A 23,995-nucleotide genomic window follows, 5' to 3' on the forward strand; every position below is an offset into this window, starting at 1 on the left:
GTCACTCGGCGGGGGAGAGTGCCGTGAGATCCAGCGTCCACGTCGGGTTGTAGGTCAGTCCCGTCACCGAGGTGTCACTCGCGACGTTGTTGCCCGGGACGATGAGCGGAACGAACGGGCCGCTCTCCTGCATCGCCGTCGCGTAGGCCGAGAAGGCCTGGTTGCGCTCGTCGACCGAGGTGGCGTTGCGCGCCGCCTCGACCTGGGCGGCGATCTCCGGCGCCGCCTCGGCGGGCCAGCCCGCGCGCAGGCCGACCTTCTCGCCCGGCCCGAAGGGCAGGAACGAAGAGGAATCGGCGTAGTCCGGACCCCAGTACCACATCGAGAACGCCCCGGTGCCGTTGACGTACGGGTCGATCTCGGTGGCGAAGGGAGCGGGGGCCAGCTCGATGTTGATGCCGATGGCCTTCAGCTGCTCCTGAACCCGCTCGGCGACAGGGGTGAACTCGACGCCCCCGACGGGGTTGTCGTTGGGGAACTGCAGCTTCAGCGTCTCGCCGGCGTATCCGGATTCGGCCAGTGCGGCCTCGGCACGGTCGAGATCCTGAGCGACACCGTCCTCGAGGGCGCCGGCGAACATCGGCGGGATGACACCGGACGCCTGCGCCGCGCCGGCACCGGCCAGCTCGAGGATCTTGTCGTAGTCCAGCGCGTAGCGGACGGCCTCGGCGAACGCGGGGTTCGCCGTGGCAGGGGCGACCTCGGCGTTCTGGTTGATGAGGAGGAAGATCGTCTCGGCAGACGGTACGGAGTCGACGGTGAAGTCGTCACCGAGGCTCTCGACCTGGTCGCCGCTCAGATCCACGGCCACGTTCGAGTCGCCGCCCTTGAGGTTGATCAGCTGGGTGGCGCTCTCGGTCACGTTGCGCACCACGATCTTGTCGTACGCGGCGGGGTTGGGCCCGTTGTACTCCGGGTTCTCCACCAGCACCACCTGCGTGGTGAGGTCGAGGGAGTCCAGCAGGTACGGTCCCGAGCCCGCGGACGCGCCGTCGAGGAACTCCTGCGCGGCGTCGGTGGTGTCGGCGGCGCCGCCGTTGGCCTGGACCTCTTCGGAGTTGAGGATCGACAGCGACGGGTTCGTGACGATCGCGGGCAGTTGCAGTGAGGGCTTCTCCGTCTTGAGCACGACGGTGGCGTCGTCGACCTTCTCGACCGTGATCCCGGCCATGAGGAAGTTCGCCTTCGAGTCGGTCATGCCCGCCACCCGGTTGAGGGAGAACACGACGTCGTCGGCGGTCACCGGCGAGCCGTCGGCGAAGACGCGGTCCTCGTCGAGGGTGAAGGTGAACTCGGTGGCATCCTCGTTCTGTTCCATCGTCGCCAGGGACGGCTGCGGCGTGGTGTCGTCGCCGGTGAACGTCAGCAGCGTGTCGTAGACGGCGTGCAGGACGAGGTTGCCGGTCGGCACGTAGTTGCGGCCGGGGTCGCCGGTCTCGAGCGAGAAGGCGGTGTCGACGACGAGGGTCGAGGAGGCTCCCTCACCGTTGGTGCCGTTGCCGGCAGAGTTTCCGCCGGAACAGCCGGCGAGAGCGAGGGCGGCAACCGCGATGAGCGCGGCGGCGGCACGGGCGTGTGGTCGGGCCACAGGCGGGTCCTCCTGGTCGGTACTTGGACATCTCGAGGCGTCCATCGGGTTTTCGGGCACTCTATCCGAGATTCAGCGCCCGGCTGACGAGTTCCGTTGAGCCTCCGTGGCGTGGGAGTGCAGAATGTCCAATATGAGCGAACCGCGGATGCACTCGGCTGGACGATCAGCCGTTCAGATCGACGAAATCGGCTATGACATCCTCCGCGTGCTCCGAGATGACGGTCGTGTTTCGATTGCGGCGCTGGCTGCCCGGGTCGGCATCTCGCGCGCGAGCGCGTACAGCCGGGTCGAGGCCCTGACGCGCGCCGGCGTCATCACCGGATACACGGCCCGCGTCGATGCGGCGAAGGCGGGCCTCGGCGTGTGCGCCCTCGTCTTCTGCTCGGTGCATCCGCAGAGCTGGGAGGAGTTCTTCACCGCGGTGCGGAAGCTGCCCGAGGTGGAGTCGGCCAAGATCACGACCGGCGAGCACGACATCATGCTGCTCGTGCGCAGCATCGATGTGCAGGGCATCTACGCGCTCGTGGCCGGCGGCATCGCCTCGCTGCCGCACGTCGCGCGGGTGGAGACCGTCCTCATCCTCAACGAGGTGTTCGAGCAGCCCTATGTGCTTCCCACCGATATCCCCGCCCGCGAGCGGCCTCCCCAGGGAGGGCTCGTGAGCTTCGTCGCGACCAGCGCCGACCGCCCGGTGGGCTGATCCGGCTCACAACTGGATGCAGATGCTCTCGTGCTCGACGCCACCGACCGCGAAGCTCTCGACCAGACGCATGCGGCCATCGTCGGCGTGCTCGATCCGGCTGTCCGCGCTGCCTCGCACGACAGTGCCGTCGGAGGCGAGGGCGTGCGCGAAGGAAATGCTCACGAGGTCGCCCTCGACGGAGCCCACGAAGCGGCCCTCCGTGACGGTGTCACCCGTGTACTCGCCCCATACGAGCTGGCCCTCCTGGTGGTAGGTGAAGGTCGTGGGGGCGTGCGGGTCGACGATGCTGGCGGTCGAGGAGACCATCGCGAAGCGCAGCCCGTCGAGGTCGATCACTGAGGTGGGCATCCCTCGATATCACCGGAGGCGCCTAGCTGCTGTCAAACCGGCACTGCCAACCGGCACAGTAATACCGGCGCGCCGCTGTCGGAGGGCGGTGGCAACCTGAACGGGGTCCCGCGGAGGAGTGTCCATGCATCCGACCGAACCACCCCTGTCGGCTGAAGCCGATGACGTCGCGCTGGCGCACGCGGTCGAGCGCAACACCGCGGAACTGCTGCTCCGCATGGGAGATGCGGGCGGCGGACACCGTCGTCGAGACGATGAGGTGTCATGGACTCTCGGCGGCTCCCCGCTCGACTATCACAACGCCGTCGTTGCGGCGCAACTGGTCGATCCTTCGGTCGACGCCGTGATCATGGAGAGCCGCGAGCGGCTGCGTCGCGCGCGCGTACCCGGCACATGGCACGTCGGGCCGTCCATGCGCCCCGACGATCTGCCGGCCCGACTGGCACGCGCCGGCTTCGACCCGGACGGCCAGGAGCCGGGCATGGCGGCACGGCTGGACCACATTCCGGTGCAGCCCACGACCGGCCTGGATGTGCAGGTCGTGCGCGAGGTCGGGGACCTGGAGGAGTGGATTTCCGCCATGGGGAGCGGGTTCGGTGAAGGCCTTCGTGAGGCTGAGTGGGTAGGTGAGATGTTCCTTCGCATCGGTCTCGACCGGCCCGATCTCCGCCATCTCCTTGTCCGACGGGACGGCCGGGCGGTCGGGACCGCAACGGTGCTGATCGCAGCAGGGGTCGGCGGTCTGTACTTCGTCATGACGGTGCCGGATGTTCGCCGGCAGGGGATCGGCGCCGAGATCACACGAGCCGCGATGCGTCTCGTGCGCGATGCGGGCATGAACCACGCAGTGCTCACCTCGTCCGCCATGGGCCGTTCGCTCTACCAGTCGATCGGGTTCCGTCAGGTGTGCACTATCCGGTTGTTCACCTGGCGGCCGGGCTGAGCCTCACCCGATGGGGGCCGGACAGGCGAAGGCCCTCCGAACCCCGCCGCTTGCGCGCGGGGTTCGGAGGGCCAGTGACCGATGGAGCGTCAGACACCGAAGTACAGCTCGTACTCGAACGGGGTGCGGGCGCTGGGCGATCGGCTGAGTATCGTTCTCGATCTTGTACTCGATCCAGGTCTCGATCAACTCCTCGCGGAGAAAGTGGGGATCGGCTATTGCTAATTGATCATGATGATTGTAATTTAATCGAGTCGCCAATAAGGACCGCCGGTCCTGACTCAACGAGGAGATGGTTGTGACAGCACGTGAACACATGGACGCCATGTGCTCTATCGGCGGAAGCCCTGCGCTCGCAGCACTTCCGTGATCCTCCTCCCCACGAGGTTTCGCTTCGGGGATGAGTGGATCATCTTCCCGTGACGCAGGCGACTGCCCGTACAACCGCAGTCTCGGCGTGCCGCCCGCCCATACCTCCACCACACGAAAGCATCGGAGATCGCATGTCATCTCGGCCCGTAGTCATCGTCGTCGCTCCGACCGGGGGCATGCAGATGCCGCGTCCAGGCGTGGAGGTGCCGCTCACCGCTGACGAGATCAGCGCGGAGGCGCGCCGCTGCCGGGACGCTGGCGCGGCACTCGTGCACGTCCACGCGCGCGACGAGAACGGCAAGAACACGATCAAGCCGGAGGCGTTCAATCGGATCATCAAGCAGATCAGGGATCAGACGGACATCCTCGTGCAGACCACGAACGGATCCGGTGTGACGCAGGATCCGAAGACGGGTGAGTGGCGCTGGCCGAACGACGACGATCGCCTCGGGCTCTTGAATCTGGATGAAGCGCCTGACGTCTACGGGATCGCCGCGGGATCTGCTGACTTCTGGCACCCGGACGGCGGTTACTTCGACGAGGTCCCCTACATGAACTCGCCGCGCTACCTGAAGGAGACCATCCAAGAGGTCTACGGCAAGGGATCGACGCTTGAGTACGAGGTGACCGGTCTGCACGTCATGGACCGGCTGGCCCTGTACGCAGACCAGGGGCTCCTGGACCGGAATGCGTCGAACCTGTGGTTCACGTTCGGCGGCGGTCTGTGCTTCAGCCCGGCAGATCCGGAGAGGCTCGTCCACGCTCAGTCGTACATGAAACGGCTCTTCCCGAATGCGAAGTGGGGCGTGCTCGGTGCGGGGCTGCACCAGTACACCTGGCCGGCACTCGCTCTCGCTCTGGACTGCGACGTCATCCGCGTCGGCATGGAGGACAGCCTCTATCTGCCAGACGGTTCTCTCGCACGGACGAACCACGACATCGTCGAGGCCGTCGCCAAGATCGTCGAGGTCTTCGGGCGCCGCCCCGCGACGCCGGCCGAGGCTCGCACGATTCTCGGCCTCGATGCCGTTTCTCAGTAACAGTTCGCAGTAAAGGACAACAACCAACGAAAGGTAACGACTGTGCGCAGATTTGTTGCATTGACAGCAGGCGCGGGAGTGGCGATGTTGGCACTCTCGGCCTGTGCTTCCAGTGGAGCTTCGGGTGGAGACCCGTCGGGAGATCCAGGTCTGACTCCCGTGCGGTTGGGATCGACGACGATTTCCGTCACCGCGTGCCTCCAGCTCGGGATCGAACGCGGCACCTTCGAGGAGCACGGCCTCGACGTCGAGTACCAGGCCAGTCAGTCCGGCGCTGCCATCATGCCGGCGGTCGCGGCCGGCCAGACGGAGTTCGGCGTCTCCGGCCCTCCCACGGTGCTTCTCGCGGCCGCGCAGGGGATCGACGTCGTCGCGGTGACCGGCATCAACTCGTCCCCGACCGAAGGACCTGACGCAGCGGCCGTCGTCGTGAGAGCCGACTCTGACATCCAGAGCTCCGCGGACCTTCCCGGGCACTCCGTCGCGGTCACGACGCTCAACGGAAGCGGTGCGCTCAACATCCGGGATTCCGTGAAGAAGGCGGGAGGAGACGCCGAAGACGTCTCCTTCGTCGAAATCGGCCTGCCCGACATGGGCGCGCAGCTCGAGGCGGGGACCGTCGACGCGGTGTGGACTCTCGAGCCGTTCCTGGGACTGCTCGTGGAGCAAGGGAACCGCGTCGTCTCCTACCCGTCAGTCGAGGCGATCCCCGGGCAACCCGCGCTCGTGACCTTCGCCGCACGCAAGTACGCCGAAGCGAACCCCGAGGTGGTCAAGGGCTTCCAGGAGGCCGTGTTCGAGACGGTCGCCTATTGTGAAGAGAATCCAGACGACTACAAGGACGCGATCGTGCGTTACGTGGAGATGCCGGAGGATGTGGTTGCCGCCATCCGACCTGAGATCTGGACACCCGAGATCGATGGTGACCTTCTTCAGCAGATCGCCGATCAGATGCTCAGCTACGGCGTGATCGACTCCGAACTCGACGCCGACGACCTCGTCGTCAGCACGAAGTAGCGGTCTGTGACCAGTCCGGCCATGGCCTCGATGCGAACGGGACGAGCACGGCTCCGCTCCCTGAGGGATTCCCGGATCCTCCTCGGGGGAGTCGGTGTGCTCGCACTGATCGCGCTGGCGCAGATCCTGCCTAGCGTCGGACTGGTCAATCCGCGCTTCCTGCCGCCGTTCTCCGAGATCGTGCCGGCCCTGGTCCAGAGGCTGCAGACAGCGGTCTTCTGGCAGGCCCTCGCCGACACGCTCATCACGTGGGGGACGGGTGTGTCCATCGCCCTGGTCGCCGGGGTCGTGCTCGGCATGATCATCGGCTCGGTCGCAGTGCTTCGGGACGCCACCGCATCCACCATCGAGTTCCTGCGACCGATCCCGTCGGTGGCGTTGATCCCACTGGCCGTCATCGTGTTCGGCCCCGGACGCGCGTCGACGGTGTTCCTGATCATCTTCTCGTCCTTCTGGATGGTGATCATCCAGGTGCTCGCGGGCGTTCAAGACGTGGACCCGGTCGCGCGCGACACCGCCCGGAGTTACCGGTTCCGGCTGTTGACCGTCGGCCTGCGGGTCGTCTGGCCGACGACGCTGCCTTATGCCCTCACCGGGTTCAGACTGGCGGCGACGGTGGCTCTACTGCTGACGATCACCGGGGAGCTGATCATCGGGTCTCCCGGTCTCGGCAGTCTGCTCTCCCTCGCGCAGCAGTCCGGCCAAGTGGCCGGGATGTATGCCCTGGCCATCGTGTGCAGCCTTCTCGCTCTTCTGGTCAACCTCGGGATCCGGCTCCTGGAGCGCCGGGTGCTGCACTGGCATCCCTCGGTGCGACTGGAGCAGGCACTGTGAGCATCCGGGACTCCGTCGACACGCCGGATGCCGTCGCGCGCCGGCGACCGATCCCCGGGTACTCGTGGCTCAGGCGCGTGCTGATGGTCTTCGGCCTGCCGACAGTCCTCATCGTCGTCTGGTGGATTACGTCCGAACGCGCGGACAGCATCTACTTCCCGCCCCTGAGCGAGATCTTCGGGCTGTTCGGCAAGACCTGGTTCGAGTCGGATCGGATCACCCACGATGTGGTGCCGTCCATCGTGAGGCTACTCATCGCCTACGGGCTCGCGCTCCTGATCGGCATCGCCTTGGGTGTCGCCATCGGACTGTCTCGATCTCTTCGATCCATCACCGAACCGGTCCTCGAGTTTTTCCGTGCAGTCCCCCCGCCGGTGCTCATCCCGGTGCTTATGCTCTTCCTCGGCATCGGCGCGCCCATGAAGATCTGGGTCATCGTCTTCGGCACCGTCTGGCCCATCCTCCTCAACACCATCGAGGGCGTGCGCGCGTTCGATGATGTGCTGCGGGACACCGTGAGAAGTTATCGCCTGGGCCCGCGACGGCGTCTCGCCGTCACACTCCGGGGCGCCTCCCCTCAGATCGTGACGGGCGCCCGCCAGGGGCTCGCGATCGCCGTGATCCTCATGGTGCTTTCCGAGATGTTCGCCGCGAACGAGGGACTCGGCTACACGGTCGTGTTCTTCCAGCGTTCGTTTGCGATTCCCGAGATGTGGAGCGGAATCATCGTGCTCGGGCTTCTCGGCGTCACCCTGTCCCTGATATTCCGACTGATGGAGCGCCGGCTGCTGTTCTGGTACCACGGCCAGCGTCAGTCACAACGCGGAGGTAACTGATGGCCGATCAACCCGTCCGTCGCGAAAGCGGATCGGAGATGCTCCGTGTCGAGCACCTTCAAAAGACCTATCGCTCCGCACAAGGAGAGACCGAGGCGATCCGCGACCTCACCTTCGAGGTGCGGGCCGGCGAGATGGTGTGCATCGTGGGTCCCTCAGGCGCCGGAAAGACCACACTCATGCGCTGCATCTCCGGTCTCCTGCCCGCCAGCGCCGGTCAAGTCACATTGGAGGGCCGACGGGTGTCCGGCCCGCCGGAGGGAATCGCCGTAGTGTTCCAGGAGTACGCGCGGTCGTTGTTCCCGTGGCTCACGGTCCGTGAGAACGTCGAGCTTCCCCTGAAGGAGATGAAGCTGGGGAAGCCGGAGCGTCAGCGTCGTGTGGAGGAATCGTTGGATGCCGTCAGCCTCGCCGACGTCCCCGACGCGTACCCCTGGCAGCTCTCCGGCGGCATGCAGCAGCGCGTCGCGATCGCTCGCGCCGTCGCGTGCGAGCCTCACATCCTGCTGATGGACGAGCCGTTCGCTGCCGTCGATGCCCAGACCCGCGCGGATCTCGAAGACCTGGTTCGTCAGCTCTGGCATCGGCTGGGAATGACACTGTTGTTCGTGACGCACGACATCGACGAGTCGATCTACCTCGGACAGCGCGTTCTCGTGCTGTCCGCCCGTCCCACGGTGATCCTTGAAGACGTCCAGATCGATCTGCCAGACGAGCGCGATCAGATCGTGACACGCAGTGCGCCAGAGTTCGCCCGCCTTCGTGCCCACATCTACGACCTCGTCCGGAAGGCGAAGAAGGGGTACCGCCCCGAGTCCCCGGACACCGCGCAGGCGCACACCGTGAAGGAGCTCCCGTGAAGATCGGCCGATGGGAAGGCACTGAGAGGGTCGCCGAGGGTTTCATCCACGACGGCCGTGCGATCGAGTTCCTCGACGGATGGTCTGTCGCCGATGCCCTCGGTGCGGGGCTATCCGACCTGCGGGCCCGATTCGATGCCGCGACAGCCGCCGGTGCGGGCGTCCCGCTTGCGGAGGTCCGCCTGCTCGCCCCGCTGCGTCCGGCCAGCGTCCGCGACTTCGTCACGTTCGAAGAGCATGTCGAGGGCATCACCGCGGGAGTCCAGGGGACGAGCGACGTTCCCGCGGAGTGGTACCAGGCGCCGACCTTCTACTTCACGAACCCGCACACAATTCTCGGCGACGGTGAGATGCTCTCGCCCCCGGTCTCCGAGCGGCTGGACTTCGAGCTCGAGGTCGCGGTCGTCGTCGGAGGGCAGGCAGGAGGTGCGAGCAACCTGACTCCCGAGGCGGCGGCGGGTCTCATCTTCGGGTACACCATCTTGAACGACTGGTCGGCGCGCGACGTGCAAGCCCGCGAGATGAAAGTCCATCTCGGGCCGGCGAAGGGTAAGGATTTCGGCACATCTTTAGGCCCCTGGATCGTCACCGCGGACGAGGTCGCGGGATATCTCGACGCTGAGGGATTTCTCGAGCTCCGAGCCGAGGCCTTCGTGAACGGCGAACTCATCGGCACAGACCTCCTGTCGAACATGGGGTGGACGTTCCCTGAACTCGTCGCGTACGCGTCCCGCAACTCGGTCGTGACCCCCGGCGACGTGCTCGGCTCGGGCACCGTGGGAAACGGCGGATGCCTGGGCGAGCTGTGGGGACGAAACGGCGGCCTAACACCACCGCCGCTTCGAGAGGGCGACGAGGTTCGCATCGTCGTCGAGGGCCTCGGTAGGATCGTTAACCGAGTGGGCCCGGCCGTCTCCGCGCCGCCCGTCGCGGCAGCCCGCCCGGGGGACCGCCGGCGAGCGCGGGGAGGGTTGCAGAGGCGAGCATGAGCGATATCCAGGAGCCGGGCGAGCCGAAGCTGCGCACGGTGACATCTCGGGCTGCGGTCGCTGCGCTGTACGTCCAGGACCTGATCGCCCAACGTGAACTCGCCCCCGGCGATTTCGTGGCGAGCAAGTCCGACCTGCAGACCGCCACCGGGGTCGCGCGCTCGACGGTGGGCGAGGCGCTGAAGATCCTCCAGGAACGGAGGATCGTCACAGTGAAGCCGGGTCCACGCGGGGGCGTCTTCGTGGCTGACCCGGAGGCGAATTACACGGTCAAGCGCTTGTTTCTCGTGAGCGGCAAGACCGCGGATGCGATGGCGGTGCGGGATCAGCTCGAACCTATGGTCATCCGGGACGCGGTGCTGTGGCGCACGGACGCTGACGTGTCCGAGCTACGCGCACTCATCCGTCTTACCCGCGAGCACGTGGACGACCAGATGCAGACCCTCGCGTTGATCTGGCGGCTGCACCGCAGGATCGGCGAGATCACCCCAAATGCCTTCCTGCGTGTGACCTACGTTCACCTCATCGACTACCTCCGCGAGAACACTGCCCCTGCGCAGAGCCCTCAAGTAGCCTCGCGGGAGGACCTCGAAGCACGGCGCGTGAAGGCGCACGAAGCGCTGGTGGATGTGATCGAGCGGGGAGACCCCGATGCCATCGACGCCGCGATGGCGGTGCATGACGCGTTCGAGCGGTCGCCGCGCGATCGACCAGGTTCCTGATGGATTAGCGCACGCCACCTCGGTCCAAGCACGGCACCGCGCCGTATGACAAGACGATGGAGGGATCAGACTGTAGCACGCTCGCACAGGCAGGCAACTCGAGAGCGACAAAGAGCCCCCCAAGCGCGGCTCGGAGGGCTCTTCGTGACCTGACGGGGAATCAGACGCCGAAGTACAGCTCGTACTCGAACGGGTGCGGGCGCTGGGCGATCGGCTGGATCTCGTTCTCGATCTTGTACTCGATCCAGGTCTCGATGAGCTCCTCGGTGAAGACGCCACCCGCGAGCAGGAACTCGTGGTCGGCGCGCAGGGCCTCGAGCGAGTCCAACAGCGAGTTCGGAACCTGCGGGATGTTCTTCGCCTCTTCCGCGGGCAGCTCGTACAGGTCCTTGTCCACCGGCTCGTGCGGCTCGATGCGGTTGTTGATGCCGTCGATGCCGGCCATCAGCTGCGCCGCGAACGCGAGATACGGGTTGCCCGAGGCATCCGGCGCGCGGAACTCGATGCGCTTGGCCTTGGGGTTCGAGCCCGTGATCGGGATGCGGATGGCCGCGGAGCGGTTGCCCGCCGAGTACACCAGGTTCACCGGCGCCTCGAAGCCCTTCACCAGACGGTGGTAGCTGTTCAGCGTCGGGTTGGTGAAGGCGAGGATCGCCGGCGCGTGCGCCAGGATGCCGCCGATGTACCAGCGCGCGATGTCGGAGAGCCCGGCGTAACCGGTCTCGTCGTAGAACAGCGGCTTGCCGTCGTTCCACAGCGACTGGTGCGTGTGCATGCCCGATCCGTTGTCACCGAACAGCGGCTTGGGCATGAAGGTCGCGACCTTGCCCCACTCCAGCGCGGTGTTCTTGACGATGTACTTGAACTTCAGGATGTCGTCGGCCGCGTGCACCATCGTGTCGAAGCGGTAGTTGATCTCGGCCTGGCCGCCCGTGCCGACCTCGTGGTGCGCACGCTCGAGCTGCAGGCCCGCCTCGATGAGCTTGAGGCTGATGTCATCGCGCAGGTCGGCCTGCTTGTCGACGGGGGAGACGGGGAAGTAGCCGCCCTTGTAGGGGGTCTTGTTCGCCAGGTTGCCGCCCTCTTCGGCGCGGCCGGTGTTCCACGCGCCTTCTTCGGAGTCCACGGAGTAGAAGCTCGTGTTCTGCTTCACCTCGTAGCGGACGTCGTCGAAGATGTAGAACTCGGCCTCGGGGGCGAAGTAGGCCGTGTCGGCGATCCCCGTGGAGGCGAGGTACTTCTCGGCCTTCTTGGCGACCTGACGCGGGTCCTTCGAGTAGATCTCGCCGTTGCGCGGGTTGTAGATGTCGAAGACCATGATGAGGGTCTTGGCCTCGCGGAACGGGTCGAGGTAAGCGGTCGTCACATCCGGGATCAGCTGCATGTCCGATTCGTGGATGTTCGCGAACCCGCGGATCGAGGAGCCGTCGAACAGCTGTCCGACCGTGAAGAAGTCTTCGTCGACCGTGGATGCGGGGATGTTGAAGTGCTGCTGCACGCCCGGGAGATCCGTGAAACGGATGTCGAGGAACTTGACGTCCTCGTCCTGGATGAACTTCAGCACCTCGGATGAATCTTTGAACATGTGAAGACTCCAGAGGTAGGGCATCGGGACGCGCCGGCCTGCCAAGGCTGGCTCCTTGAACCTACCCAGGGGGCGTTGCCCGGCAGTGTCTCCTATGTTTCCGGCATGTTACGCGTGGCGAATTAGGCTGAAGCCATGCCCGACGAACTCCCCGCCGACTCCTACCCCGGCGAACAACTGGGGCTGCCCGCGCAGGGTCGCGGCAGCCTGGCCCCGCTGGGTCGCCGGGTGCTCGCCATCATCGTCGACTGGGGCTGCGCGGTGGTGATCTCGATGGCGTTCTTCTCGTACGACGCCCTCGCGACCACGACGATCTTCGTCATCGTGCAGATCCTCTTCATCCCCACGATCGGGGGAAGCCCCGGTCACCGGCTGTTCGGGATGCGGGTGCAGCGTGTTCCGGCCGGATGGCCGGGCCTGTGGCGCCCGATCGTGCGCTCGGTGCTGCTGGCTCTGGTCATCCCCGCTGTGATCTGGGACGCCGACAACCGCGGCCTGCACGACAAGGCCGCCGGGACGGTCCTCGTCCGCGCCTGACGGCGCCTGGCCGGCGCGGACTGCGGTAGGTCAGCGGGGGCGCGGAGCGCGGACCTTCGTCGGGTCGACACCCTTGGGGATGGGCAGCGATGTGACCGACTGAGAGATCGAGTCGATGCGCTTGATGACGGCGGCCATGGTGGCGCGGTCGATCTTCTTCGGCAGCGCTTTGATGGTGGAGGCGAGATCCTTGATCTGCACCTCGTCGGGGCCGTGGCCGACGTAGAAGACATGGACCGGCACGCCGGAGGCCACGCGCTGCACCTTGGATCGCTCGTCGTTGACCAGGCGCGTGAGGCGCCCGCGTGCGCCTTCTCCGATGATGACGACTCCGCCTCGGCCGACGGCGCGGTACACGGCCTCCTGAGTGCGCGGGTTGACCCCGACGGGCATCTCCGACGCGCTCCACTTGCGCCCGAGGCCCGTGGACAGGACGTGCCCGGCGGCTCCGGGCATCCCGTCGATCTTCCGGTACATGGCCTTGGTCGAGAGCCGGGTCATGGTGATCATGGCGCCCAGGGCACCGGCCATCAGGCCCGTGACACCCCACAGGATGATGCTCCACACCGCGACCGGCGGGATGAGGAAACCCACTCCGACGCCGAGGGCGACGCCGGCCAGGAGGATGCCGATCAGTGCGTAGGGAAGCCAGCGGTAGGCCTCGCGCGTGAACCGGAAAAGGGTGCGGAGCTGCGAGAAGAAGCCGGGGCGCTTCTCGGGTGCGGAACTGCGAGCGGCCATGCATCTGATTCTAGCTACGGTGGGCGCGCGTCCTGTCCTGCACAGGCCGGCAGGTGCGCGGGGTTGTCCCCGGCGGTGCGGGGGAACGCGGATGCGGTGGCGCGGCGCGGCGAGGATGGCCCGGTGCCGTCGCTGCCTGACTCCTCCGCGTACACCGCCTTCCCGCTCATGCGGGCCGTCGGTCCGCCGGACGTGCCCTTCGACGGCGTCCTGGCCCGCGCGCCGGGCGGGGGCATGGCCTACCTCGTCGACCGCGATCTATTGCGGGACTGGCCCGCGTGGCGCCTGCCTGCAGACGCACACGTTCTCGCGCCGGCCGACATCGTCCGGCGACGCGACGGGCACGACGTCGTGCTTCCGGTTCTCGCCGATCGGCTCGACCGTCTGTTGTCCCGTCGCGGCGGGTCCTCCGTCCCGCTCGCCGACGGCGAGGCTCTCACCATCGCCGTGAGCGTGCTGCGGGGAATGCAGACCGCGCACGTCGAGGATCTCGACGATGAGACGGCGTCGTGGTGGGTGACGGCGGAGGGGATGCCGGTGCTGGTCTACGCGTCCGGCGACGTCTCCGCCGTCCGGGCGTCTGCGGAGATCGTCGCCACGCTCGCGAAGGAAGCATCCCACGAGGGCTTCGCGGAGGTGCTCGCGCAGCTGGCCGGCGCCGTGACGGAGCCGCGCGCGCTCGTCCGCGACATCGAGCGGTGGGAGGACGCCCTGTTCGGCGGGGCGCAGCCCGAGCCGCTGGCCACGGACATCGTCGGAGCGAGGCGCGGTGGTGTCAGGGCTCAGTCGCCCGACCCGCTCCCCGCGGAGCACGAAGCACCGCGGCGTCCGTGGTGGGGTCTCCTCGAGTTCTCCTCCGATGCCGTGCTCAGCGATGCCGCATCCGACCTGGTGCACCGCACCAGGACGCAGCTGGCGCGTCGCGCCTCCGGACGTGCACGGCCGGCGCTCCTGGCGGCCGGCCTTGCCGTCATCGTCCTCGTGGTGGGTCTCAGCTGGCCCGATGGAGCGGAACCATCCCCTGCGGTGGGCGCGGAGGTTCGCGAGCCGTCTCCCACGCCCTCGGAGAGTGCGGCGGCGGAGATGGGGGAGCCGGGCTCAGAACCCGCGACTGACCTTCAGGCGGAGGATCCTGCGACCGCCCTGCTTCGGGTACTGGACGCACGCGCCGCATGCGACGATCCGACATGTCGCGAGGCGGCACAGGAGGATGCCGCGCAGTCGCTGCCGGCCGGGGCCGTGGACGCCCCCGCGCGAACGGTGACGCTGCTGGATGACTTCGGCGGCCTCGCGGTGCTGCGGGTGGACGCACCGGACGTGCGTTCCCAGCTCGTCACGATCGTTGCGACACCGGCGGGATGGCGGATCCGCGACGTGTTCGACGTCGCGGATCCGCCAGCCTGATCAGATGCCGAGGTTCGCCTCGAACTGTCCGGCCTCCAGGCGGGACTTGACCGCGGAGAGGAAGCGTGCCGCATCCGCGCCGTCGACGACGCGGTGGTCGTACGACAGGGCGAGGTAGACGTAGGAACGCACCGAGATGGCGTCCTTCCCGTCGACGCTGACCACGCCGGGGCGCTTGACGACGGTGCCGGTGCCGAGGATCGCCGACTGGGGGAGGAACACCAGCGGGGTGTCGAACAGCGCGCCGCGCGATCCCGTGTTCGTGACCGTGAAGGTGCCACCGGCGAGCTCGTCGGGCTTGAGCTTGTTGTTGCGCGTGCGAGCGGCGAGGTCGGCGATCTCGTGCGCGATCTGGGCGAGGTTCTTCCCGCCCGCGTCACGCACGACGGGGGTGAGCAGGCCGCGCTCGGTGTCGACGGCGATCGAGATGTTCTCCGACGGCGGGTAGACGATGCTCTCGCCGTCCACCGTCGAGTTGATCACGGGGTAGGCCTGCAGGGCCTCGGCCGCGGCCAGGACGAAGAACGGCAGGAACGACAGCTTGTCGCCGGTCTTCTCCTGGAACTGCCCCTTCACCCGGTCGCGGTAGTTGGCGAGCTTGGTGACATCCACCTCGACGACGGTGGTGAGCTGCGCCGTCGCCTGCATCGACGCCACCGCGCGCTCGGCGAGGACCTTTCGCAGGCGCGACATCGGCTGCGTCGTGCCGCGCAGGGGAGAGACCTCGAGCGGTTCGGCTGCGGGAGCGGCGGCCGCGGGTGCCTGCTCGGCCGGAGCCTTCGCCGCCGCCTCGGCGGCCTTCAGCACGTCTTCCTTGCGGATACGACCTCCGACGCCCGTGCCGGTGACCTTCGTCAGATCCACACCCTGCTGCTGCGCGAGGCGACGGACCAGGGGCGTGACGTAGGTGATCTCGTCGGCCGACGCGGCGAGCGACTCCGAGGACGCCGACGGGGGCTGGGGAGCGGGCGTGGATGCTCCCGCCTCCGCGGAAGGCTGGGGCGCCGGAGCGGCCTTGGGGGCTTCGGCGGGCTTCTCCGGCTCGCTCTGCTTCGCCGGCTCGGCGGCTGCGGGCTCGGGCTGGGCGGCAGGCTGATCCGCCTCGACGGGCTTCTCTGTCGAGGGCGCCTCGGGGGCGGACTCGGCGGCCGCCGCGGGAGCGGCTCCACTGCCGATGCGGGCGAGCGATGCGCCTACGGCGACGGTCTCGTCCTCCTTGACCAGGATCTCCTGCAGCACACCGGCGACGGGAGACGGGATCTCGGTGTCGACCTTGTCGGTGGAGATCTCCAGGAGCGGCTCGTCGACGGCGACGTCGTCGCCGACCTGCTTGAGCCAGCGCGTGACGGTGCCCTCGGTGACGCTCTCGCCCAATTCGGGCAGTACCACGTCGCGGCTCTCGCCACCCTCGGCTGCCGGCTGCTCGGCGGGCTGCTCAGCCGGAGCGGCCTCGGCAGCGGCGGGCGCGGGCTGCTCGGCCGGAGCGGCCTCGGCAGCGGCGGGCGCAGCCTCGGCGGCGGGAGTCTCGGCCGGCTGCGCGGGGGCCTCGGCGGCGGGGGCGTCATCGCTGGCAGAGCCTGAGCCGTCGCCGATCTTCGCCAGGATGGCGCCGACCTCGACGGTCTCGTCCTCCTGGACGAGGATCTCCTCGAGCACCCCGCTCACGGGGGACGGGATCTCGGTGTCTACCTTGTCGGTGGAGATCTCCAGCAGGCCCTCGTCCTCCTGGATCGTGTCACCGACCTTCTTGAGCCAGCGGGTGACCGTTCCCTCGGTGACGCTCTCTCCGAGCGCGGGGAGGACGACGGAAGTGCTCATGAGGTTGTCTCCTTCGGAAGCGGATTCATGTCTAGCTTAGTGACGCGCCGAGCACCCTCAGAGCGTGTGCAGCGGAGAACCCGCCAATGCGAGGAACGCCTCGCCCAATGCTTCGCTCTGGGTGGGGTGGGCGTGGACGTAGGGCGCGACGTCTTCGGGGTGGGCCTCCCAGCCGACCACGAGCTGTGCTTCGGTGATCAGTTCGCCCACGCGATCCCCGACCAGGTGCACGCCGACGACGGGGCCGCCCTTGAGCCGGATCACCTTCGCCACACCGGCGGTGCCGAGGATCTCGCTGCGGGCGTTGCCGGCGAGGTTGTACTCGGTCACCTCCAGCGCGTCGGCGCCATGCTGCTCGGTGGCCTGAGCCTGGGTCCACCCGACCGAGGCCACCTCCGGGTGCGAATAGGTCACGCGCGGGATGTGGTGCTCGGGGATGCGGACGGGGGAGCGGCCGGCGATCTCCTCGGCCACGAACATGCCCTGCTGGAACCCTCGGTGGGCCAGTTGCAGGCCCACCACGACGTCGCCGACCGCCCAGACGTGGGGCATGTCCGTGCGCAGGCGCTCGTCGGTGCGGACGAATCCGCGGTCGAGCACCACGCCGGCTTCTTCCAGCCCGAGGCCGGATGTGGCCGGACCCCGGCCGACGGCGACCAGCAGGTAGTCCGCCTCCACGGCGGTTCCGTCTTCCAGCTGCACGGTGACCGCGTCGGCGCTCTGCGCGACCGACCCGAAGCGGGTGCCCAGCCGCAGGTCGATCCCGCGCTTGCGGAAGGCCCGCTCGAGGCTCTTGCCGGCGGTTTCGTCCTCAGCGGGGACGAGGTGATCCAGCGCCTCGATGATGGTCACTTCCGCGCCGAAGGATCGCCACATGCTGGCGAATTCCGCGCCGATCACGCCGCCGCCCAGCACGGCCACGCGGCTCGGGATCTCGTCCAGCTCGAGCGCCTGCTCGCTGGTCAGGACGCGCCCACCGATCTCCAGACCCGGCAGCGTCCGGCTGTACGAACCCGTCGCGATCACGACATCCGTACCGCGGTACAGGTCGCCGCCCACCCGGATGGCAGGTCCCGACTCGAGTCGCCCTTCACCGGCGACGACCGTGATCCCGCGTGCGGAGAGCAGCCCCTGCAATCCGCGGTGCTTCTTGGCGACGATGCCCTCGCGGTAGCTGCGGAGGGCGGACGTGTCGATGCCGTCCAGGCTCGCCCGCACGCCGACGGCGGCGGCATCGCGGGCGGTGTCGGCCACTTCGGCGGAGTGCAGCAGCGCCTTGGTGGGGATGCAGCCCCGATGCAGGCACGTGCCGCCGACCTTGTCCTTCTCGATCACGACGACCTTGGCACCGAGCTCGGCCGCGCGCAGGGCGGCGGCGTACCCGCCGCTCCCGCCGCCGAGGACGACGAGGTCGGCGGTGTGCTCGGTCATGAGGCCGCCTCCGCGGAGAGCAGCTCGATGAGGGAGCGTACCGTCGCGCCCGTCACGCCCTTGTCGGTGAATCCGTACGGGGCACCCTTGTTCATGCCGACGCCGGCGATGTCCAGATGCACCCACGGGATGCGCGGCGCGTCCTCCGCGTCGGACGTGCGGCCGACGAAGTGGCGCAGGAACAGGCCGGCGAACAGCGATCCGCCGGCGGGGTCGCCGATCTTGGCGTTCTGCAGATCGGCGATGGGGGAGTCCAGCTCGTCCACCATGTGCTCGGGCAGCGGGAGCTGCCACGCGAGCTCGTCGACGCGGGCGGCGGCGTCGAGGTAACGGGCCACGGCGGCATCCTCACCCATGACGCCGGTGTGGCGGTTGCCCAGGGCCACGGTGATGGCACCGGTGAGGGTCGCCACATCGATCAGCAGGTCCGGATGCTCCCGGCTGGCCGCGGCCAGGCCGTCGGCGAGCACCACCCGGCCCTCGGCGTCGGTGTTCAAGACTTCAACGGTCGTGCCGTCGAACGTGCGCACGACGTCTCCGGGGCGGGTGGCGCGGCCGGAGGGCATGTTGTCGGCGATGCACATCCAGGCGGTGACCCGCACCGGCAGACGCAGCGCTGCCGCGGCGCGCACGACGGCGAGCACGGTGGCCGCCCCGCACATGTCGTACTTCATCCCGACCATCGACGCCGCAGGCTTGAGCGACAGGCCGCCGGTGTCGAACGTGATGCCCTTGCCCACCAGCGCCACCGAGCGCTCCGCCTCGGCGGGGGAGTACTCCAGCCGTACCAGTCGCGGGGGACGGTCCGATCCCTGGCCGACCGCGAGGATGCCGCCGTACCCGCCGTCGCGGAGCGCCTCCTCGTCGAACACGGTGACCTTCACCGGCAACTCGGCGACCGATTCACTCGCTCGGGCGGCCAGATCTGCCGGGCCGAGCCATTCGGCCGGGGTGGTGACGAGGTCTTTCACCAGGGCGACGGCGTCGGCGATGGCAGCGACCGCGGCCACGTCGGCCGGATCGGGCGCGGCCGCAGTGACCACGGTGACCTCCGCCGCGCGTGCGGGCGGCGTCTCTGACTTGTACCCGGCGAATCTATATCCGCCCAGAGCCGCGCCTTCGGCCAGCGCCCGCCACGACGCATCCGGCGTCGCCGGCGCGCCCACGGCGACGCGCGCGAATCCGGTCAGCTGACGGATGCCGTGGCCCGCTGCCGAACGCAGGGCCGCCGCGGTCGGTGCGGATCCGGCGCCCACCACCGCGAGCGGTGTCGTCTGTCCGGGCAGGGACACCCGCTGGAACGATCCCGCCGCGCCGGTGAAGCCGACGGCGGCCATCGCGTCGGTCAGTCCGGGCCACTCGGCGATCTGCGTGTCGTCCTGAACAGCCGGCAGCACGAGGAGGACGGCGTCTGCGGGAATCTCATGGAGGGGGGCGCTGCTGTGCGCCACGGAGGGGAACGGCATGCGTCCCATCCTAGGTTCGCGTGTTCGCTGTGAGCGGGATGGCGCGATGTGCCTCGTGCTGCGCACGCTCGTAGAGTTGACGTATGCCCTATCCCGCGCCGTTGTACGAACGCGCCGCCTCGGCCCCGCCGGTGCCGTCCGGGCTTCCGCTGGTCATCGCGCTGACCGGTTTCACCGACGCCGGCTCGGCCGTGTCGCGGCTCATCGAGTACTTCCGCGACGATCTCGAACCTGCCCCCGTCTTCGTGTTCTCCAACGACGTGCTGCTGGATTACCGTGCCCGCCGCCCTGTGGTCTCCTTCGAGGAGGACCACCTGACCGGGTATCGCCCGCCCCGGCTGGAGCTCTCGCTCGCCCACGACGCGCTCGGTCAGCCGTTCGTCCTGCTTGCCGGGTACGAACCGGACTTCGCCTGGGACGCGTTCGCCGAAGCCGTCATCGAACTGAGCGCGGGGCTGCAGGTGTCGTCGGTCACGTGGGTCCACGCGATCCCGATGCCCGTGCCGCACACCCGCCCGATCGGCACGACCGTCAGCGGCACCCGCGGGGACCTGGTGGAGGCGCACTCGATCTGGCGCCCGCACACGCGCGTCCCCGCCACGGTGGGGCACCTCCTGGAGTACCGGTTCGCCGAGGCCGGCGCGAAAGTCGCCGGATTCGTGCTGCTCATCCCGCACTACCTCGGCGACACCGAGTATCCCGCCGCCGCGCTGGCCGGCATGGACAGCATCACGGTGGCCACCGGGCTGGTCTTCGACGGAGACGGGGTTCGCGAGGAGAACCGCGAGTATCTGGAAAAGGTCGAGGAGCAGGTCTCGGGCAGCGATGAGCTGACGCGGATGCTCGAGGGCCTGGAGGAGCGCTACGACTCCTACATGGCCGGCTCGACGCACGCCACGCCCATCATCCACACCGGCGACCTGCCCAGCGCCGACGAGCTGGCGGCCGAACTGGAACGGTTCCTGGCGAGCAGGCCCAGCGGCGACGAGGACAAGCGCGGGGGCCCGGGACTGGGCTGAGCGACTTTCTCGGCAGATCCAGGAATATCGGCCGGGCTCTGCCGGTTCTGTCTGGTGTATTCTCCGCGCGTAATGCCGGTCGGAGAAGGTATGAGACAATGAAGGACCTGACCCGTTGTCGGCCGTCGGAGAGAGCCCCCGCTCCCTCCAAGGACTTGACAAGGGTCTTACTAGTGTCCGAGAACGACCGGCGAGCGTGCGACCCACGACCCCGGTGAAAGGCGAAACGTGGCAGGCACGAACACCAAGACCCGCTCCCACAGCGGCGAGGACACCGAACTCGACGCGGTCGACGAGACCACCGCTGCGTCGTCGAAGAAGACGACCACGAAGAAGGCGCCCGCGAAGTCGAAGGCGGCACCCGCCAAGGCGAAGGGCAAGGCCAAGACCAAGGCCGGCGACGACGACGAGGAGATCGAGGACGTCGAACTCGACGCCGACCTCGAGGACGGCGACGAGGCGGCCGGCGACGACGTCGCCGAGGACGCTGCTCCGTCCGCCGCCAAGGCGACCCCCGACGCCTCGGAGGAGGAGGACGAGGAGGAGACCACCAAGCCGGTCTTCACCGAGCCCCTGCCCACGGGCGCGATCGTCATCTCCTCCACCGACGAGGACGACGTCCCCGTCTACTCGGCGCAGATCACCGGCGCCACGGCCGACCCGGTGAAGGACTACCTGAAGCAGATCGGCAAGGTTCCGCTGCTGAACGCGGCCGAAGAGGTCGAGCTCGCGATGCGCATCGAGGCGGGCCTGTTCGCCGAGGAGAAGCTGTCGCACATGTCGGCGGCGGAGAAGACCAGCCAGCTGGGCCTGGACCTGCAGTGGGTGGCCCGTGACGGCCAGCGAGCGAAGTCGCACCTGCTGGGCGCGAACCTCCGTCTGGTGGTCTCCCTCGCGAAGCGCTACACCGGTCGCGGCATGCAGTTCCTGGACCTCATCCAGGAGGGCAACCTCGGCCTCATCCGCGCAGTGGAGAAGTTCGACTACACCAAGGGCTTCAAGTTCTCGACCTACGCGACGTGGTGGATCCGTCAGGCCATCACGCGCGCCATGGCCGACCAGGCCCGCACCATCCGCATCCCGGTGCACATGGTCGAGGTCATCAACAAGCTCGCCCGTGTCCAGCGGCAGATGCTGCAGGACCTGGGCCGCGAGCCCACGCCCGAAGAGCTCAGCCGCGAGCTGGACATGACGCCCGAGAAGGTCGTCGAGGTGCAGAAGTACGGCCGTGAGCCCATCTCGCTGCACACGCCTCTCGGTGAGGACGGCGACAGCGAGTTCGGTGACCTCATCGAAGACACCGAGGCCGTCGTTCCCGCGGATGCCGTGGGCTTCACGATGCTGCAGCGTCAGCTCGAGTCGCTCTTGGACTCGCTGTCCGAGCGCGAGGCAGGCGTGATCCGCATGCGCTTCGGCCTCGGCGACGGCCAGCCCAAGACGCTCGACCAGATCGGCGACACGTTCGGCGTCACACGCGAGCGGATCCGTCAGATCGAGTCCAAGACGATGGCGAAGCTGCGTCACCCCAGCCGTTCGCAGTCGCTGCGGGACTACCTCGAATGAGCGGTCTGATCCGTGAGTGGTGAGGCCAACGCCGGCAAGGCGCTGACGGTCGCCCTCGACGGTGCGTCGTTCGCCCGCATCCCGATCCGCACGCGGGTCGTGATGCCGGGCGACGACCTCGACGCCTTCATCCGCGAGTACGCGTCGGACGTCGTCCAGCCCGGGGACATCCTGTTCGTGACGGAGAAGATCGTCGCGATCACGCAGGGCCGGTCGTACTTGGTGGAGGACATCCACCCTCGACGGCTGGCGCGCTTCCTGTCGCGGTTCGTGGTGCGCACGCCCTACGGCATCGGCCTGGGCATGCCGGAGACGATGGAGATGGCGCTCCGCGAGTGCGGGGTTCCCCGCATCCTCTTCGCCGCCGCCGTCTCGGCCGTCACGAAGGCATTCGGTCGTAAGGGCGATTTCTACCGGATCGCCGGCGACAAGGCTCGCGCGATCGACGGCCCCACGAGCGGCACGATCCCGCCGTACAACAAGGCCGTCGTCCTGGGTCCCGAGCGTCCCCGCCAGGTCGCCGCGCACCTGAAGTCGCTCCTGGGCGGCAGCGCCGAGGTGGCCGTGGTCGACATCAACGACCTGGGTGGCAACATCCTCGGGTCCACCCTCGACAAGGCCGGGGAGCGCCGTCTCCTCGCGATCCTCAAGGACAATCCGCTCGGCCAGGGGCACGAGTCGACGCCTCTGGGCGTCGTCCGCCCCGCCTGACCCTCTCGGCCGCCCGGCCTCGCTCCGCCCCGCCCGAACTCCTCAATCCCGCCGCATCCGCTGCCGTTTCGGCCGGTTTGTGCGGGCGCGGCCGCGTTCTTGAGGAGTTCGGGATACCCGAAGGCGTCCCGGGCGCCGCGGCCGAGCATCGTCGCCGAGAATGTGCGCGCCGTTGGGTCCTGAGTCCCGCGATGCGAGGGTCCGGCGTCGCCGGGCCATCACGCGTCACCTGCCCGCCCGAACTCCTCAATTCCGGCGCATCCGCTGCCGTCTCGGCCGGTTGTGCCGTGCCAGGCCGTGTTCTTGAGGAGTTCGGGATGCCCGAGGGCGTCCCGGACGCCCTCGGCAGGCTCAGGGACGGCCCCGCAGGAGCGGGTCGCTTCCGCGGCTCAGACCGGAGCGGTCAGAAGCCGATCGCGGCGCGGTAGCGCGGCTTGTGGCCGGTGCGGATGCCCGTTACCGAAGGCTTGTTCTCGTACACGCCCGCGCCCCAGTTGCCCTCCACGAGCACCGGGCCGGTCGGGGTGACCACGATGTCCCAGCCGACGTACTGCACCTGCGGCACGACCCGGGCGACACGGTCGACGAATGCCCGCACCTCATCCATCATCGGCAGCTGGAAATCCGCGATGCGGAAGCCCGAGTCGGGATGGTGCTCGTGCACGTGGCCGTGCGAGTCGTAGCCGGCCCCGACGGCATGGCCGTCGTCGTCGAGCATCGTGTAGAAGCCGCCGAAGGTCATCTGGTCGCTCACCGCGCCGCGTCCGAACTTCTGCGCCATCGCCAGGATGTGCGTCGTGGTCCCGTCGAAGAACGCCGTCACGCGTGTGGTGTTGACCGTTCCGGGGCACACCGCGGCGAGGTCCGGATGCTGCTGGATCACCTGTTCGAGCAGCAGCTCACCTCGCTCCCGGAGCCCGGCGTGGAACGCGCTCCAGTCCTCGACCTCGGCGGCGTGGTAGCGGTGCACGCCCGTCCCGGCCTGGCCCACGGGTTCCTTGGTGACGATCGTGCCGTGGCGCTCCGTGAACGCGCGCACGGCGTCGGCATTGTCGTCCTCGACGACCATCCACTCCCGGTGCAGGTGCTCGCTGAACACCCGGTCGAAGGCGATCTTGTCCTGGAACAGGTGCCGGTAGTCGGGGTGGTCGTACTTCTGCGAGATCTGGTTCGACACCGGATGCGTCATGTACGTGGCCCGCTCGGCGGGGGTGAGGATCGCGAAGTCGTAGTCGATGTAGTCCTGGAATCCGACATTGCGGAACCCGGCCTGCCACAGCATGTCCACGACCACCGCGGGCATCCACTTCCCGTGCTGCTGCGAGGCCTCACGGGCTCGTTCGAACACGGATCCGACGTCGATGCGGCGTGCGCGGCCGATCAGGTAGCGGACTCGGGGCGCGAGGGCGAAGCCTCTTCCAGGCATGCGGTCTCCGGGGTGGGCGGGAGGGGACCCGGATAGTCT

General features: G+C 68.2%; 22 protein-coding genes. 14 read left to right on the top strand and 8 right to left on the bottom strand.

The genetic code is table 11. The features are described from left to right. Position 1: 1 nt before the first annotated feature. On the bottom strand, positions 2-1,588 hold the full coding sequence (locus E4V99_RS14370) for an ABC transporter substrate-binding protein (protein WP_245233199.1): 1,587 nt from the start codon (positions 1,586-1,588) through the stop codon (positions 2-4). Positions 1,589-1,721: 133 nt separating this feature from the next. On the opposite strand from E4V99_RS14370, the gene E4V99_RS14375 reads away from it, so the two are divergent. Further along, on the top strand, positions 1,722-2,291 hold the full coding sequence (locus tag E4V99_RS14375; protein ID WP_245233200.1) for an Lrp/AsnC family transcriptional regulator: 570 nt from the start codon (positions 1,722-1,724) through the stop codon (positions 2,289-2,291). A 6-nt stretch (positions 2,292-2,297) separates the two neighbouring features. Here the strand turns inward: E4V99_RS14375 and E4V99_RS14380 are convergent, their stop codons facing one another. Beyond that, the gene (locus tag E4V99_RS14380) at positions 2,298-2,642 is read right to left on the bottom strand and encodes a hypothetical protein (protein ID WP_209305635.1); all 345 of its coding nucleotides are present in this window, start codon (positions 2,640-2,642) and stop codon (positions 2,298-2,300) included. A 124-nt stretch (positions 2,643-2,766) separates the two neighbouring features. Between E4V99_RS14380 and E4V99_RS14385 the strand changes: the two genes are divergently transcribed. The 8 genes from E4V99_RS14385 to E4V99_RS14420 all read left to right on the top strand — a co-directional run bounded on the left by E4V99_RS14385 (position 2,767) and on the right by E4V99_RS14420 (position 10,255). Further along, positions 2,767-3,585, top strand: coding sequence for a GNAT family N-acetyltransferase (locus tag E4V99_RS14385; protein ID WP_135117670.1), 819 nt, complete (start codon positions 2,767-2,769; stop codon positions 3,583-3,585). 503 nt (positions 3,586-4,088) lie between these two features. Further along, positions 4,089-4,997, top strand: coding sequence for a 3-keto-5-aminohexanoate cleavage protein (locus tag E4V99_RS14390; protein WP_280790887.1), 909 nt, complete (start codon positions 4,089-4,091; stop codon positions 4,995-4,997). Positions 4,998-5,081: 84 nt separating this feature from the next. Continuing rightward, complete coding sequence (locus tag E4V99_RS14395) at positions 5,082-6,014, top strand: ABC transporter substrate-binding protein (protein ID WP_280790888.1); 933 nt, start codon at positions 5,082-5,084, stop codon at positions 6,012-6,014. Between the two features lie 96 nt (positions 6,015-6,110). Further along, entirely contained in the window at positions 6,111-6,848 is a 738-nt protein-coding gene (locus tag E4V99_RS14400) for an ABC transporter permease (protein WP_245233202.1), read from the top strand. Further along, complete coding sequence (locus tag E4V99_RS14405; RefSeq protein WP_245233203.1) at positions 6,845-7,684, top strand: ABC transporter permease; 840 nt, start codon at positions 6,845-6,847, stop codon at positions 7,682-7,684. The genes E4V99_RS14400 and E4V99_RS14405 overlap by 4 nt, the downstream gene beginning before the upstream one ends. Then, complete coding sequence (locus tag E4V99_RS14410; RefSeq protein ID WP_245233204.1) at positions 7,684-8,544, top strand: ABC transporter ATP-binding protein; 861 nt, start codon at positions 7,684-7,686, stop codon at positions 8,542-8,544. The genes E4V99_RS14405 and E4V99_RS14410 overlap by 1 nt, the downstream gene beginning before the upstream one ends. Beyond that, positions 8,541-9,533 (top strand): fumarylacetoacetate hydrolase family protein, encoded by a 993-nt coding sequence (locus E4V99_RS14415; RefSeq protein WP_135117673.1) that lies wholly within the window; start codon positions 8,541-8,543, stop codon positions 9,531-9,533. Before E4V99_RS14410 ends, E4V99_RS14415 begins: the two co-directional genes overlap by 4 nt. Continuing rightward, a complete protein-coding gene (locus E4V99_RS14420; protein WP_135117674.1) occupies positions 9,530-10,255 on the top strand; it encodes an FCD domain-containing protein in 726 nt (241 codons plus the stop codon). The genes E4V99_RS14415 and E4V99_RS14420 overlap by 4 nt, the downstream gene beginning before the upstream one ends. Positions 10,256-10,415: 160 nt before the next feature. On the opposite strand, the gene glnA is transcribed toward E4V99_RS14420, so the two are convergent. Further along, the gene (glnA, locus tag E4V99_RS14425) at positions 10,416-11,840 is read right to left on the bottom strand and encodes a type I glutamate--ammonia ligase (RefSeq protein WP_135117675.1); all 1,425 of its coding nucleotides are present in this window, start codon (positions 11,838-11,840) and stop codon (positions 10,416-10,418) included. A gap of 135 nt (positions 11,841-11,975) precedes the next feature. Between glnA and E4V99_RS14430 the strand changes: the two genes are divergently transcribed. After that, positions 11,976-12,377: an RDD family protein gene (locus E4V99_RS14430; protein WP_135117676.1), complete on the top strand. Its 402-nt coding sequence runs from the start codon at positions 11,976-11,978 to the stop codon at positions 12,375-12,377. Between the two features lie 30 nt (positions 12,378-12,407). Here E4V99_RS14430 and E4V99_RS14435 read toward each other — a convergent pair whose 3' ends face one another. Continuing rightward, positions 12,408-13,118 carry a DUF4191 domain-containing protein gene (locus tag E4V99_RS14435; protein ID WP_135066493.1) on the bottom strand — a complete coding sequence of 237 codons (711 nt, stop codon included), beginning with the start codon at positions 13,116-13,118 and terminating at the stop codon, positions 12,408-12,410. Positions 13,119-13,241: 123 nt separating this feature from the next. On the opposite strand from E4V99_RS14435, the gene E4V99_RS14440 reads away from it, so the two are divergent. Continuing rightward, entirely contained in the window at positions 13,242-14,522 is a 1,281-nt protein-coding gene (locus E4V99_RS14440) for a hypothetical protein (protein WP_167758137.1), read from the top strand. Here E4V99_RS14440 and sucB read toward each other — a convergent pair whose 3' ends face one another. The 3 genes from sucB to E4V99_RS14455 are packed head-to-tail and all read right to left on the bottom strand — an operon-like array spanning position 14,523 to position 19,237. Next, a complete protein-coding gene (sucB, locus tag E4V99_RS14445) occupies positions 14,523-16,340 on the bottom strand; it encodes a 2-oxoglutarate dehydrogenase, E2 component, dihydrolipoamide succinyltransferase (RefSeq protein WP_135117678.1) in 1,818 nt (605 codons plus the stop codon). A gap of 57 nt (positions 16,341-16,397) precedes the next feature. Further along, positions 16,398-17,771 (bottom strand): dihydrolipoyl dehydrogenase, encoded by a 1,374-nt coding sequence (gene lpdA, locus E4V99_RS14450; protein WP_135117679.1) that lies wholly within the window; start codon positions 17,769-17,771, stop codon positions 16,398-16,400. After that, positions 17,768-19,237: a leucyl aminopeptidase gene (locus E4V99_RS14455; protein WP_135066481.1), complete on the bottom strand. Its 1,470-nt coding sequence runs from the start codon at positions 19,235-19,237 to the stop codon at positions 17,768-17,770. The genes lpdA and E4V99_RS14455 overlap by 4 nt, the downstream gene beginning before the upstream one ends. Before the next feature lie 83 nt (positions 19,238-19,320). Between E4V99_RS14455 and E4V99_RS14460 the strand changes: the two genes are divergently transcribed. From E4V99_RS14460 to E4V99_RS14470, 3 genes are all read left to right on the top strand, one after another. Further along, on the top strand, positions 19,321-20,256 hold the full coding sequence (locus E4V99_RS14460; protein ID WP_135117680.1) for a PAC2 family protein: 936 nt from the start codon (positions 19,321-19,323) through the stop codon (positions 20,254-20,256). A gap of 228 nt (positions 20,257-20,484) precedes the next feature. Continuing rightward, the gene (locus E4V99_RS14465; protein WP_135066474.1) at positions 20,485-21,819 is read left to right on the top strand and encodes an RNA polymerase sigma factor; all 1,335 of its coding nucleotides are present in this window, start codon (positions 20,485-20,487) and stop codon (positions 21,817-21,819) included. Between the two features lie 12 nt (positions 21,820-21,831). Next, complete coding sequence (locus tag E4V99_RS14470; RefSeq protein WP_135066471.1) at positions 21,832-22,530, top strand: coenzyme F420-0:L-glutamate ligase; 699 nt, start codon at positions 21,832-21,834, stop codon at positions 22,528-22,530. Between the two features lie 403 nt (positions 22,531-22,933). On the opposite strand, the gene E4V99_RS14475 is transcribed toward E4V99_RS14470, so the two are convergent. Further along, the gene (locus tag E4V99_RS14475; protein ID WP_135117681.1) at positions 22,934-23,956 is read right to left on the bottom strand and encodes a sugar-transfer associated ATP-grasp domain-containing protein; all 1,023 of its coding nucleotides are present in this window, start codon (positions 23,954-23,956) and stop codon (positions 22,934-22,936) included. Positions 23,957-23,995: the final 39 nt, after the last annotated feature.

The sequence above is a fragment of the Microbacterium sp. dk485 genome, from assembly GCF_004570445.1.
Lineage (GTDB): Bacteria > Actinomycetota > Actinomycetes > Actinomycetales > Microbacteriaceae > Microbacterium > Microbacterium wangchenii.